Below are 13,246 nucleotides of genomic sequence, written 5' to 3'. Positions count from 1 at the left end.
TGATGTTTGATGGTGTTACTCCCCAGTTTTTGCCTGGATTCATCTGCTCCATGATGACTCTATCGGTCCAAGTTAGAGCAGGAGTGCAAAGAGGCAAGTTATAATTTCTGCGAAGCCATCGTAATGTAACTATCCCATGACCAACCCTCTAATCCGCGCATTTTTCTTGGGTAGAGCTACTGCTGAAGTTTTATATGAAGAGCTAGAGCATCAATTGACAGATACCCTCAGCAATGTGGGTAAGTTTGATGCTGAGCAACGGGAAAAAATCCGCCATTTTACCGACCAGGTCATGGAGAGAGCTGACTCAGAAGCAGCCCGCAATCCCCAAAGCTACTCGTCGGCTTCCAGTACCGCTAATTCTGATGATTTACAAGAAACGATTGATGAGTTGCGGGCAGAAATTGCCCAACTCCGTTCAGCTCTGCAAAACTACCGCAGCCATTCTGGTTAGTGCCTGTGTCAGTTTCATCCTCTGAGTTGACTTTCCCAAAACAAAATCCCAAAGCCTATCGCTGGAATCGAGAGAGCTATTCTCGCCAACGTCGTTTCCTGGATATTTGGACCTTTGTGTTGCAGCTGCTGAGCTCTCGGTGGTGGTTGAGTAAGTCTTGGAGTTATCCGGGAGGGATGACGGAAGACAAACGAGCGACTCGACGGCGAAAACAGGCGGCCTGGATTCGGGAAACCTTACTTGATCTGGGCCCAACCTTTATTAAGGTTGGGCAGTTGTTCTCAACTCGTGCAGATTTATTCCCAGCGGAGTATGTAGAAGAGCTATCCAAGCTCCAGGATCGTGTGCCTGCCTTCAGCTACGAGATTGTAGAACGAATTATTGAGAAGGATTTTGGCCGTACCATTCCAGAGTTGTTTTGCAGTTTTGATCCAGTTCCTCTAGCTGCGGCTAGCTTAGGTCAAGTGCACCGTGCCCAACTGCAGTCAGGGGAAGAGGTTGTCGCCAAGATCCAGCGCCCTGGACTCAAAAAGCTGTTTGACATAGACCTGAGAATTTTAAAAGGCATTGCCCATTATTTTCAAAATCACCCTAAATGGGGGCCTGGACGAGACTGGCTAGGCATTTATGAAGAATGTTGCAAAATCCTCTATGAAGAAATTGACTATTTAAACGAAGGCCGCAATGCGGATCAGTTTCGGCGCAATTTCCGGGATCAAGAATGGGTCTATGTGCCCCGAGTCTTTTGGCGATATGCAACGCCACGAGTGCTAACCCTGGAGTATGTCCCAGGTCTTAAGATTAGTAATTATGATGCCATTGACGCTGCAGGTATCGATCGAAAGCGCATTGCTCAGCTCAGTGCAAAAGCCTATCTGTATCAGCTATTAACGGATGGATTTTTCCATGCAGACCCCCATCCTGGCAACTTAGCTGTGAGTTCAGATGGAAAGCTAATCTTCTATGATTTCGGCATGATGGGCCAGATTACGACGTTAACTCGAGAGAAGCTGTTGAAGACGTTTTTCGGGTTTGCTCAAAAAGATGCGAATAAAGTGATTGCCTCTTTGATCGATTTGGGGGCACTATTACCTGTAGATGATATGGGTCCGATCCGGCGCTCGATCCAATATATGTTGGATAATTTTATGGGGCAGCCGTTTGATAAACAGTCTGTTGCTCAAATTGGCGATGATCTATTTGAAATTGCCTATGATCAACCCTTTCGTTTCCCCGCAACGTTTACATTTGTCATGCGAGCCTTTTCTACTCTAGAAGGAGTGGGGCGGGGGCTAGATCCCACGTTTAACTTTATGGAGGTTGCAGAACCCTTTGCAGCAGAACTTATGACCAACGGTGGATTTTCAAATAATCAAAACGGTGATCTGTTGGGAGAGTTGGGGCGGCAGGCTGCCCAGGTCAGCAATACCGCCCTGGGCTTACCCCGACGGATGGAAGATACCCTGGATAAGTTAGAACAGGGTGACCTCCGTATGCGGGTACGTTCGGTGGAAACAGACCGGATCTTGCGGCGACTTAATTTAACCCATATGGGCACAAACTATGCCTTGCTCATCGGTACGTTTACGCTCTCCGCAACCATTTTGCTGGTTAATAAGTATGTGTGGCTCGCAGCGGTCGCAGCACTCGCTGCCACCATAGCCGCTATTGTCTTCCTGCGGCTTCTATTAAGAATGAAACGTTATGACAGTTTTGAACGAATGTTGTAGCATTTTAGAGGCAAATCAGGAAAGGTGCTTTTTTCGCTACACTATTTGAATGTCTGAGGCTTTATATCATCTTCGTAAATTGAAGCAGATGGTAATCACAGTAGAGGAATTATAGAATCGTTGAAACTAATATGAAACGTCTGTTTGCAGGCCTTAGTGATCAAGGGTTAGTCCGTAAGGCGAACCAGGACTCTTACCGGATTGATGAGCCCGAAGGCCGATTTTTTATCGTGGCGGATGGGATGGGGGGCCATGCGGGTGGCGAAGAAGCGAGCCGGATTGCCGCTGAAACCATTCAGAAGTTTTTGGTGGAAAATTGGCAAGACCAGCTTAATCCACCTGATCTATTGAAAAAAGCGCTACTGAAAGCTAATCAAGATATTATCCAGAATCAAAAAGACTTCCCTGCACGGGCGGATATGGGAACTACCGTTGTAGTGGTTTTATTCCCTACCCAAGGACAACCTTGGTGCGCTCATATTGGTGATTCACGGTTGTACCGATGGAGAGGATCCCAGTTAGCCCAGATCACAGAAGATCATACCTGGATTTCTCAAGCCGTTAAATCTGGTTTGTTGACAAAAGATCAGGCTCGAACCCATCCTTGGCGCCATGTCCTTGCGCAGTGCTTGGGACGTGAAGAGCTAGATGAAATTGGCATCCAACAGCTGGATGTCAAGTCTGGCGATCAGTTGTTGCTTTGTAGTGATGGCTTAACAGAAGAGCTAGCAGATGAGCAAATTTCTCCTTTCTTTGAGGCTAAGCATCCCTGCGAGACGGTTGCAGGTGCTTTAGTCGAAGCGGCGAAAGACGAAGGTGGGCAAGACAATATTACAGTGGTGCTCGTTGCCCTGGGTGAAGGCGAAGAAGAAGAAAGTTCGAGTTGGTCTGATACGCCTGTTATGGACGATGATCCTACTGGTGATCTCAACGAAGCTTAGCGGCTCTTTTGAATGCCTCGCTGCCGGAGTTGTTTAATAAAGAATTCTTCTAAAGACTGCCGCATCAGCTTCATCTCGAACAAGGTGCCCCCCATACTTCCTAGCTTGGATATAAAGGTTTGTGGATCGCCTTGAAGCTGGCCGTGCCATTGCTCGGCTTGCATCTCGAAATCTATCAGAAATTCTGAGAGGACTTCTGGGCTGCCCCCTCTCCCTTTTACTTGGTAATGTTGGGTGTTTGCACCTAAAAGTTGTTCCAGGGTACCTTCGCAGATCAGTTCTCCTAAGGCCAGTATGGCGACGCGATCGCAAATTATTTCCACATCGGACAGGACATGGCTATTGAAGAATACGGTCTTGCCTTGCTCTTTTAGGGATAGAATAATTTCCCGCATTTGGTACCGGCCCATGGGATCGAGACCTGACATGGGCTCATCTAAAAATACGAGTTTCGGATCATTGATCAACGCTTGAGCCATGCCGACCCGTTGCAGCATCCCCTTGGAATAGCGTCGCATTTGTTTTTTCTTGGCAGTTTTACGATCTAATCCCACCATGTCTAATAGTTCTGGGATACGTCGTTTTTGGACTTTTTCAGGGATTTGGAAAAGACCCGCTGCATATTTGAGAAATTCCCACCCTGTTAAGTAGTCGTAGAAGTAAGCGTTTTCGGGTAAATAGCCGATATACTGCTTGGCTGACCGATCGCCTAAAGGCTTGCCCAATAGAAATCCTCTGCCTGCAGAGGGTTTAGCAAGACCCAAGAGGATCTTTAATAAGGTGGTTTTCCCAGCACCATTGGGTCCCAGTAGACCAAACGTTTCACCCGGCATGACCTGAACACTACATTGTTGCAGGGAGGTGACCGTTTTGTTCATCCAGAATCCAGTTCGATAGGTCTTCTGTAAACTGAAGGTTTGGATGATGGGTTGCTGTTCGGTCTGCTCAGATGATGCAGGATTGCTGGATGTAGGTATAACTTTAGGTTCGGAACTCATGACTTTGGGGAATGAGAAAAGGTGATCAATCTTTTAGATAAATAGACAACATAAATTCTCTCCTTATCTTTCCCTAGTTTTGATTAACTCTTAAACCTAGCTGTACTTTAGAGAGAAAAGGATGCCTGGTTTTAGAACTTTTCCTATCTCAGGTTATTGGGCCGACCGCCTTGTCTTTCAGGAAAATAACAGAATTAAGGACTGCAATAATCCGATGACAATCCCCAGAACCCCTCCCAGAATTACGATAGCTCGTAATTCTGTTTTAACGATGCCCTGAATGGCGGCCTCTAAATCTTCTGGAGCAGTGTGATTGACACGATCGATGATCACCTGGTCGAGATTTAAGATGGGCAGGGCCTTTATCACAATCATTTCTAAATCACGCTCTAAGTATCGCTCCAAGATGAGGGCTAAATCCTCACTGATGTCTTTGAGGGACGTGGTAACGACCTCAGAAGTTTGCAGGCGCGTGACAATGAGCATGGCGGTTTCATTCCAATCTACGGACGTCCCCAGGTTTTGTAGAACGGAAATTCCTTTATTTTGGGTATATCCTCGAACACTTTCGCGGAATTGTTGTCGAAGCTGTCGCACGGTTCGAACGGGCAGATTTTGCAATGATAAACTGGCTAACCATTCGACAAAACGTTGTCGAATCCCCAGGGATGTCAGCAATTCTGACACTATTGCGTTGCAGGCCAATTTCTCTTCGATACAAAAGGTCCGTAACTTCACTAAGCCACTTTGGACCCCCATTACATTCGCGACTAACCAATAGGTGCCACTGGTTTTGGTGCGTAGATCGCGATCTAAAATGGCAATATTTCGATCGGTCAGGAAGTCGATCAGCAGTAGTCGCAGGGTATCAGGTGGTACCACAACATTAATAACCCAATTGGCGAGCTGTTGGGCCTGATCATCTGTTAGCTGTAAATCCAGGAGTACCTGATCGAACACCTGGTCGAGTTGGTCTTGGAGAAAATCCTCGCGACGGGCTAGGGCCACAATGATGCGAGGTAAGGATTGATCGGCAAAGTCCCTGAGGATGTTGGCTAAAATTTGGGCGGTTCTCTGACCGGTATCAGACTTGACCTGATCTAGGGCCAGTTGTAATAACCAAAAAATAGCGCCTTGTACCCGTTCCGTTTGTAGCAATCGCTGGGCAATGGCTTGCAACTCGTCTGGGGTTAACAAGGAGGTCATGATCGCGTCAGACACTTTTTGGGCTAACCGTTCCTGGTTGCGAGGAATCAGCCCTGGAGTAAAAGGGAGCCGACGATTGCCTATCTTGATGGCTCGATAGGGCTTAAATAACATGGAAATGGCGAGGTCATTGGTGAAATAGCCAATGATGCCACCAGCAATCGGTGGAACGATTACAACGCCAAGGGTAGACCAGTCCAATCCTTTTGCCTCATCAATGCACAAACAGTGCCCTCTGAACAAAAGCTTACCCTCAATTAATCCATGTGCGATCTTGAGAGCAAACTAGTTGAATTTTGGCAGTTATTATCGGTTTGCTTCGGTAGTTGTAGCTTTTAATCGAGATTGACTTGAATCAAACTTGAAAGGTTACCAACAATATTTTTTCACAGGATTTTTGGCAGACTGCTGTTTCTCGCCAAAAGCTGCGCTATGATAGTAAAGCCAAATTTGCGGACGTGGCGGAATTGGTAGACGCGCTAGATTTAGGTTCTAGTACTGCAAGGTGTGAAGGTTCAAGTCCTTTCGTCCGCATTCTCTCTCAGATAGTAGAGCGTAACCCATCTCCTTCAGAAAGGTTGAGGTTACAGCTAACTTATTGCGTCGTTTTTATTGAATCCGGATGGGAGTGTTATAGGATGTCTGTAGGGTCAGCATCCAAGCATTAACTGTGTTGACTGCCTTAGGTGTACTTAGTCTGCGATCGCAAGTGTCGTACATCCTAGCGAAAGCCACTTCATTACCAATACTTTGGATTTAAGTGGGTTCCGTTAAGTTAGACTAAGACAATCTGTTAAAATGCTTAAAGATTCTATAAGATTGCCACATGGGAGCCACTCGCGCACGTATTGCCATTGACGCCATGGGGGGCGACCATGCCCCAGATGAGATTGTTGCTGGTGCCTTAAGAGCCCAAGCAGAACTGGATGCAGATGTTTTACTCGTCGGTGATCCTGACCGCCTTGAAGCTTCAATCAAAAGCCATTCTGATTCCGTCCCCGTTGAAATCATCCCTTCGGAAGGGTTGATCGAGATGAATGAAGAGCCCATCAGTGCTCTTCGTCGTAAGCGCAAAGCCTCGATCAACGTAGCGATGGATTTAGTCAAAAAGAAAAAGGCTGATGCTGTTGTTTCTGCAGGCCATTCTGGAGCCGCAATGGCTGCCGCCTTGCTTCGCCTCGGTCGAATCCCAGGGATTGATCGACCTGCTATTGGCGGTGTTTTCCCCACCATTATTGCTGGGAAGCCCGTGTTGGTGCTTGATGTCGGGGCCAATGTAGACTGTCGCCCTGCCTTCCTCGATCAGTTTGCCACCATGGGCACCATCTATAGCGAGTATGTTTTAGGGACAGAAGCGCCCAAAGTCGGATTACTTAATATTGGTGAGGAATCCTGTAAGGGCAATGAGGTGTCTGTTCAAACCTATCAATTGTTAGAACAGAATCCCCACGTTGACTTTATTGGCAATGCTGAGGGGCGAGATGTGCTCTCAGGCCAGTTTGATGTCATTGTTTGTGATGGCTTTACGGGAAATGTATTACTTAAGTTTGCAGAAGCCGTTGGCGAAGTTGCCCTCCAGATTTTGCGAGAAGAGCTTCCTAGAGGGATTCACGGCAAGGTGGGGACAGGCATCTTAAAACCCAATTTGCGTCGGATTAAACAGCGGATGGACCATGCTGAGCATGGTGGAGGATTACTCTTAGGGGTTGCTGGTGTCTCTATCATTAGTCACGGCAGTTCCCAAGCTCCTTCCATCTTTAATGCCATTCGGTTGGCAAAAGAAGCTGCGGATAATCAGGTATCCCAGCGTATTCAGTCTTGTTATCAACAGACGGTGACAGCCGCCTCCAATGGAGAATAAACGTGCAGCAAATGGCCACTGGATTGGCAGTTACTGGGTGCGGCTCTACTGCTCCTGAGACTTCCCTGGATAATCATGGTCTGAGCCAAATCGTTGATACCTCTGATGAGTGGATTGCCAGTCGTACGGGCATCCGGTCTCGGCATCTCGCGGGTCCAGATGATACCTTGGCGAAACTAGGTGCGATCGCAGCTCAAAACGCCTTAGACATGGCCCAAGTTGAGGCCACCGATATTGATCTCATCTTGCTGGCCACTTCAACCCCTGATGACTTGTTTGGCAGTGCTTGTCAAATTCAGGCTGAACTTGGTGCAAAGCACGCAGTTGCTTTTGACCTCACTGCCGCCTGCTCTGGGTTTGTGTTTGGCATGATTACGGCTGCCCAATTTATCCGCATGGGGGTCTACCGCAATGTCCTCCTAATTGGAGCTGATGTGCTCTCTCGTTGGGTGGATTGGACCGATCGTCGCTCTTGCGTCCTTTTTGGGGATGGGGCAGGGGCCGTTGTGCTACAAGCCAATGAAACCGATCGTCTCCTTGGATTTGCTTTACACAGCGATGGCTGTTTACATGATTGTCTCAATGTCCAATATCAGGGCGAGGCTCGTCCCTTAACTGGGGGAATTAATGTGAGTCAAGGAACATATCAACCCATTTCCATGAATGGTAAGGAAGTCTATCGGTTTGCAGTCAATCGAGTGCCTGAAGTGGTTGAGAAAGCCCTCTTCCAATCTGACCTGACAACAGACGATATTGACTGGCTACTTTTGCACCAGGCGAATCAGCGCATTCTAGATGCGGTGGCCAAACGCCTTAAGGTTCCTGCGGAAAAGGTGATTAGTAACATCGCCAACTATGGCAATACCTCTGCTGCCACGATCCCATTGGCACTGGACGCGACTGTTCGCCAAGGCCATATCAAACCCGGTGATACGATTGCTGCCTCTGGATTTGGGGCTGGCTTGAGTTGGGGAGCCGCTATCTTTCAGTGGCAGCGCTAGTTGTCCCTTCAAAATTTTCTTAAACTGCTGTTGTTAGCCGCTATCTGGGGTAGTTCGTTTCTGTTTACTCGGATTGCAGCGCCTGAATGGGGACCCATCTGGTTGATTGAACTGCGAGTGTTGATCGCCAGTCTGACCTTACTGCCGGTGGTGCTCAAATTAGACTTATGGCCTCAGATTCAGCGACATTGGCGAGCTTTGATGCTGCTGGGTATTTTGAATGCGGCCTTGCCGTTCTGCCTGTTAGCCTATGCTTCTTTATTCTTATCTGCTGGGTTTACGGCTATTTTGAATGCCACCACCCCATTATTTGGCCTATGGATTGTGGTGCTGTGGCTCCAGGAAGCGCTCTCCGGTCCACGCTTGATCGGATTTGCGATTGGTTTTTTGGGAGTGGTGCTATTAGTGGGTTGGCAGGATATTCCACTGACCCTCAATCAGGGCATCGCGATTGCTGCAGGACTTTTGGCGGCCTTGCTATACGCTATTTCTGCCCCCTATATTCAGCAGCAGTTTGCGGATGTGTCTGCTTTAGTAGTGACGACGGGGAGTCAACTCAGTGCGGCGGTGATCCTTGTACCGTTGCTTCCCTTTTCAATTCCTAGTCAGCTCCCTTCGCCCAAAGCTTTACTTTCCGTCTTAGCTTTGGCGCTCCTTTCTTCAGTTCTGGCTCAGATGCTCTATTACCACTTGATCAAAGCTATGGGGCCTAGCAAGACTTTGACCGTCGCCTATCTCATTCCCTTGTTTGCCATGCTTTGGGGGGCATTAGCGTTGCGAGAAATCGTGACGATATCGATGGTGATCGGATGTGGATTGGTGTTGTTAGGAACTGCGATCGCAAATGATCTGTTTACACCTAAAAATTCCTGAAAATGAGGGGAAAACTTATCCCCCCAAGACTTAGGCTATCCCTTCAACTGCACGGCGAAATTCTTCTACTTCGTCGCCGAATTCGATATCCATGACTGCTTCTACATTTTCGTGGGGACGAGGAATAATCACCCAAGTCTCTAAAACACCACCGGGTGTTTTTTCTGCAGCTGCCACACCAGCATCCATGGCCATTTTGACTTCAGATACATCCCCGCGAATATTGATCGTAAACCGGGCACTTCCCGCCCGAATATAACCGACTAAGGTCACTCGCCCTGCTTTGACCATGGCATCTGCTGCCGCCAATACGGGGGGGAATCCTTTAGTTTCCAGTGACCCAACTGCCTGTGGCATTCCAAATTTCCTCAAAAAGAATACGGATGTAAAAAGAAGGTAATGAATCGATGGACGAACCGTTTAAGTTCGAAACGGTTCTGAGCGATCGTTGTAACCAATAGGCAACACTGAATCGATATTTTCTGGGGGATTAGGGACTAGATAGTGGGATTCAATTTTTGCTGAACCCGGCATATTCTCAACAGAAGCAATACCTGCCGCCATAGCCTGTTTCACTTCTCCCACTGGCCCACGAATGGAGACAACATAGCGACCGCTGGCACAGCTTGTGTAACCCATCAGGGCAACACGACCGGCTTTGACCATGGCATCTGCTGCTGCCAAAACAGCAGGATATCCATAGGTTTCAATCATTCCAACGGCAACTGGCATTGTTTTTTCTCCGGTGCTAACCCTTTACCTGCAGTACAAACTATACCTCAATCGTTCTACCGCTGATAGTCATTGCCCTCGACAATGTCATGGTTCTTATCTTGTGGCCATAGATATTGACCACAGCGTTGAGGATGATCCGAAAAAAAGTGTTCGCAAATTGGTAAATGACAGGTTGGACAGTTGATACGACAGGGAGGCAATGCACCGTACCTCCTGTATGGATAAGTGCAAATTTCCTTGAGCTGGTCAGGATCCGTCTCTGAGTATTTGCCACCAGTTTATATAGCTCGCTTCTGATTCTGACAATGACTTATTAGAAGGCTTATGACTAATGAACTTCAGCCAAGGATTCAAAACTATATGACTGTCTTGACAGAGAGGTCTGGGGTAGACTGTTCATCACTCTGGAGAAAAGTGGGTGCTGCTCGAGAATTTTCCTGAAAAATTGGTTGGAGATGACTCAGTATTGATGACTTACCTTCAAACTGACGGCAGAGACAATACATCAATAAATTCTTCCGTGAATGCCCTGTGTAATAGATCGTTCCTGAAAAGCCTTCAAGAATATGCTGCACTTTGAACAGGTAAGTTTGCAATTCCCAGGTGTGCCAGAGCCAACACTGCGCAATTGCACCTTTGAAGTCAAGGCCGGAGAATTGGTGGTGCTTTTGGGACCATCGGGCTGTGGTAAAACCACGCTGCTAAAGCTTGTTAATCGTTTATATGAGCCAACATCAGGACAGATCTTCTTCAATAGCACAAACATTCACACCATTTCCTTAACGACTCTTCGTCGCCAAATGGGATATGTCATTCAACAAGCGGGATTATTTCCCCATATGACCATTGCCCAAAATATTGCGGTGGTTCCTAAATTATTGGGGTGGCCCAAAACTGAGATTGCTGCTCGGGTAGAAGAATTATTGGAACTCGTTCAACTTCCCCTAGATTTTGGCAAGCGTTACCCCAGCCAACTTTCTGGCGGACAACAGCAACGAGTAGGGTTAGCCCGAGCTTTGGCAGCCAAGCCAGAAGTGTTACTGATGGATGAACCCTTTGGGGCTTTGGATGCTATTACCCGTAAATCTCTGCAGGCCGAACTGCAGCAGCTACAGCAACAATTTCAGAAAACGATTCTGTTCGTCTCCCATGATATTGAAGAGGCCTTACGATTAGCAGATCGAATTCTGATTCTTAATCAGGGACATTTGGTCCAATACGGGACACCGTGGCAAATTCTAACCCAACCTTCCTCTACTTTTGTCGAGAAATTAGTAGGCACTCAAGATGCACTGAAACAGCTATCCGTTCTAACCGTCCAAAGTGTTATGGAGTCAACTGCATGTGTTGTTAAACACTTACCTAAAATTGGTAGTCACAGTTCTCTACGACAAGCATTATCCATACTACTGAAGTCAAAACAGCCTCAGTTACAAGTAATGGAAGGGGATGCTGTGATTGGTATTTTGGACTTAAACCATATTCAATCGGTTTGGCAAGATCCAGAAAGGTTGCGAATTTAACCAGAAAGGTTGCGAATTTAAATCTAGGAAGACAGTCACCTGATCGCTCCTCACTAATACGAATAAAAATGGTCTCGTATTTAGGGTGATATTCGATAGAAGAATCTAGGATAAAAATTTACTCTTGATCATAAATTCAATGCATTTAATTGTGGAATAACTTGATTCACCTGTTTTTTGTATTTAGAGATTGGTGGTTAAAAGCATTAGTAAGAATATTTTTTGAAAGTATTAATCAACTGTTATTTTAAGTGTCTTGATTTGATTGTCAGTTATGAGAAATATTTGAGCATCTATAGGGTTGGTTTTTGTTGCCAAAAATGACAATAAGAATGGCAGGTCGGGAGTGTTAGTTCGCTGAATGAACAGGGCATTATGTCAGGAAGACCCAAGGGGATGAACCTTATGAGTAGCAAGTGATTCCTCTCACTAATGAATACTAACGGAGCTTTGTGAGAGATGAAAATTGCAATTGTTGGGGCAGGAATTTCAGGTTTATTGGCTGCTTGCCTTCTCAAGAAAAAAAGACCTGATGCCTCTATTACTATTTTTGAGAAAGATACTCAAGTAGGAGGTAATGTTCATACGGCGCAATTAAATGTTGGCAGCTCCCGTCACTCATCTGGCTTGCGTTGGGCTGATCTAGGCGTGAACGACTTTAATATTGCCACTTACAAAAATATTCTGGCTCTGTTAAAAGAGCTAAAGGTGCCCTATAAACCCCTGGAGAACTCAGCGGCATTTAGCACTTTAGATGGTTCTATTTCTTATGTAATTGAGCCTGGATATAGAGCGGGAACTAGATCTTTTACAACTATGCCTGCTGCTGTACAGAAAGGCTTTGACAACTTTAGTCGGCAAGCACCATTGGATTGCCAAGATCCGCAATTCGCTGAATTCACGATCGCGGAGTATATTCAGTATCGCAATGAAAAGAATCACGACCACGATCGTGATTTTTATCCGGTGGAATTTGTTGAGTACAATCTCTACCCTCGCATTAACGGCATGTATTTCGTCAACGATACGGCACCCTCTACGATGTCGTTTGTCGCGATTATGAACCACTACTGCTTACAGGAAGGCTTTGGTGGTGATACGCCAGAGCGAGTATATATCGAAGGAGGATGCCAGACTTGGATCGATGCTTTACAAAATGCTCTGATTCAGCAAGGTATATCAATTGTCTGTAATGCCTGTGTTCAAGTATTGGGAGGTATATCCGGAGTCAATGTTCTGATTGACCATAGTGAATATGAGCATTTTGATGCCGCTATTATGGCCTGTCATGCCTCAACTTCATTACAGCTGCTCCAACAAGGTATTACCAATGACATGGTACGGGTGTTGAGCCAGTTTAATTACAGCAATAGCGTGGCTGTTGCCCATACATATGCCCCTTTGCTCCCACCTAATAAAGATCATTGGCGTACTTACAATTTACTGATTCAGCGTGATGTACAACTGCGCCCCTATACCATTTCTTATGTCTGCAATCGGCACCAAAATGATGTCAACAACCGGTTGCATCAAGATGCAAATGAGATGGAATATTTTGTGACGCTCAATCCTGCTATTCCTATCCCAGAGGAGTATGTCCTTAAACAACCCGACGGTACACCTGCCCAGGCATACTTTAAGCACAATATGGTGAATACTGAATCTCTAAAAGCTCAGAAACTTTTATGGGGAAGACATCGTAGAGGAGTACAAGGTCAAAACAGTATTTACTTTACTGGAGGGTGGACTTGGGGAACGGGCCTACATGAGGATTGTTACAACTCAGCTCAACAAGTTGTAGATCTGCTTTTAGTCCATTTATTAGAACCAGAATGGAGCACATTGGAATTGTCCAAAATAAGTGCTTAGGCTCATAGTGAATACGGTCGTATCGAATCACTGGACGCATTGAGGGGAATCGGTG

At 46.4% G+C, this 13,246-nt stretch carries 12 protein-coding genes and 1 tRNA gene; 9 read left to right on the top strand and 4 right to left on the bottom strand.

Translation table 11 applies throughout. The annotated features are described in order from the left end of the window. Positions 1-136 precede the first annotated feature (136 nt). From HRE53_RS01610 to HRE53_RS01600, 3 genes are all read left to right on the top strand, one after another. A complete protein-coding gene (locus HRE53_RS01610) occupies positions 137-454 on the top strand; it encodes a DUF6825 family protein (protein ID WP_212661937.1) in 318 nt (105 codons plus the stop codon). Continuing rightward, a complete protein-coding gene (locus tag HRE53_RS01605) occupies positions 454-2,184 on the top strand; it encodes an AarF/ABC1/UbiB kinase family protein (RefSeq protein ID WP_235108824.1) in 1,731 nt (576 codons plus the stop codon). Before HRE53_RS01610 ends, HRE53_RS01605 begins: the two co-directional genes overlap by 1 nt. Before the next feature lie 131 nt (positions 2,185-2,315). Then, a complete protein-coding gene (locus HRE53_RS01600; protein ID WP_212661935.1) occupies positions 2,316-3,125 on the top strand; it encodes a Stp1/IreP family PP2C-type Ser/Thr phosphatase in 810 nt (269 codons plus the stop codon). On the opposite strand, the gene HRE53_RS01595 is transcribed toward HRE53_RS01600, so the two are convergent. Both HRE53_RS01595 and HRE53_RS01590 read right to left on the bottom strand, forming a co-directional pair. After that, positions 3,122-4,123 (bottom strand): ABC transporter ATP-binding protein, encoded by a 1,002-nt coding sequence (locus HRE53_RS01595; RefSeq protein ID WP_235108823.1) that lies wholly within the window; start codon positions 4,121-4,123, stop codon positions 3,122-3,124. The genes HRE53_RS01600 and HRE53_RS01595 overlap by 4 nt on opposite strands. A 177-nt stretch (positions 4,124-4,300) precedes the next feature. Further along, complete coding sequence (locus tag HRE53_RS01590) at positions 4,301-5,554, bottom strand: DUF445 domain-containing protein (RefSeq protein WP_396133441.1); 1,254 nt, start codon at positions 5,552-5,554, stop codon at positions 4,301-4,303. Between the two features lie 227 nt (positions 5,555-5,781). Between HRE53_RS01590 and HRE53_RS01585 the strand changes: the two genes are divergently transcribed. The 4 genes from HRE53_RS01585 to HRE53_RS01570 all read left to right on the top strand — a co-directional run bounded on the left by HRE53_RS01585 (position 5,782) and on the right by HRE53_RS01570 (position 9,064). After that, positions 5,782-5,863, top strand: a tRNA-Leu gene (locus HRE53_RS01585). A gap of 292 nt (positions 5,864-6,155) precedes the next feature. Continuing rightward, positions 6,156-7,190, top strand: coding sequence for a phosphate acyltransferase PlsX (gene plsX, locus HRE53_RS01580; RefSeq protein ID WP_212661931.1), 1,035 nt, complete (start codon positions 6,156-6,158; stop codon positions 7,188-7,190). Between the two features lie 2 nt (positions 7,191-7,192). After that, complete coding sequence (locus HRE53_RS01575) at positions 7,193-8,191, top strand: beta-ketoacyl-ACP synthase 3 (protein ID WP_212661930.1); 999 nt, start codon at positions 7,193-7,195, stop codon at positions 8,189-8,191. Continuing rightward, entirely contained in the window at positions 8,192-9,064 is an 873-nt protein-coding gene (locus HRE53_RS01570) for a DMT family transporter (protein WP_235108821.1), read from the top strand. It abuts the gene before it with no gap. Positions 9,065-9,094: 30 nt separating this feature from the next. On the opposite strand, the gene HRE53_RS01565 is transcribed toward HRE53_RS01570, so the two are convergent. After that, complete coding sequence (locus HRE53_RS01565; protein ID WP_212661928.1) at positions 9,095-9,421, bottom strand: carbon dioxide-concentrating mechanism protein CcmK; 327 nt, start codon at positions 9,419-9,421, stop codon at positions 9,095-9,097. Between the two features lie 63 nt (positions 9,422-9,484). Beyond that, on the bottom strand, positions 9,485-9,796 hold the full coding sequence (locus HRE53_RS01560; RefSeq protein ID WP_212661927.1) for a carbon dioxide-concentrating mechanism protein CcmK: 312 nt from the start codon (positions 9,794-9,796) through the stop codon (positions 9,485-9,487). A gap of 569 nt (positions 9,797-10,365) precedes the next feature. Between HRE53_RS01560 and HRE53_RS01555 the strand changes: the two genes are divergently transcribed. Both HRE53_RS01555 and HRE53_RS01550 read left to right on the top strand, forming a co-directional pair. Beyond that, positions 10,366-11,322, top strand: a complete 957-nt coding sequence (locus HRE53_RS01555) for an ABC transporter ATP-binding protein (RefSeq protein WP_212661926.1) — start codon at positions 10,366-10,368, stop codon at positions 11,320-11,322. Positions 11,323-11,781: 459 nt separating this feature from the next. Next, positions 11,782-13,191, top strand: coding sequence for an FAD-dependent oxidoreductase (locus tag HRE53_RS01550; protein WP_235108820.1), 1,410 nt, complete (start codon positions 11,782-11,784; stop codon positions 13,189-13,191). Positions 13,192-13,246 lie beyond the last annotated feature (55 nt).

The organism is Acaryochloris sp. 'Moss Beach' (genome assembly GCF_021497025.1).
GTDB classification, from domain to species: domain Bacteria; phylum Cyanobacteriota; class Cyanobacteriia; order Thermosynechococcales; family Thermosynechococcaceae; genus Acaryochloris; species Acaryochloris marina_A.
This window is presented reverse-complemented; position numbering and strand designations above follow the sequence as displayed.

Coding starts and splice junctions, on each gene's coding strand:
- HRE53_RS01550 (WP_235108820.1), top strand. CDS start 11,782: ATGAAAATTGCAATTGTTGGGGCAGGAATTTCAGGTTTATTGGCTGCT.
- HRE53_RS01565 (WP_212661928.1), bottom strand. CDS start 9,421: ATGCCACAGGCAGTTGGGTCACTGGAAACTAAAGGATTCCCCCCCGTA.
- HRE53_RS01600 (WP_212661935.1), top strand. CDS start 2,316: ATGAAACGTCTGTTTGCAGGCCTTAGTGATCAAGGGTTAGTCCGTAAG.
- HRE53_RS01595 (WP_235108823.1), bottom strand. CDS start 4,123: ATGAGTTCCGAACCTAAAGTTATACCTACATCCAGCAATCCTGCATCA.
- HRE53_RS01555 (WP_212661926.1), top strand. CDS start 10,366: ATGCTGCACTTTGAACAGGTAAGTTTGCAATTCCCAGGTGTGCCAGAG.
- HRE53_RS01610 (WP_212661937.1), top strand. CDS start 137: ATGACCAACCCTCTAATCCGCGCATTTTTCTTGGGTAGAGCTACTGCT.
- plsX (WP_212661931.1), top strand. CDS start 6,156: ATGGGAGCCACTCGCGCACGTATTGCCATTGACGCCATGGGGGGCGAC.
- HRE53_RS01560 (WP_212661927.1), bottom strand. CDS start 9,796: ATGCCAGTTGCCGTTGGAATGATTGAAACCTATGGATATCCTGCTGTT.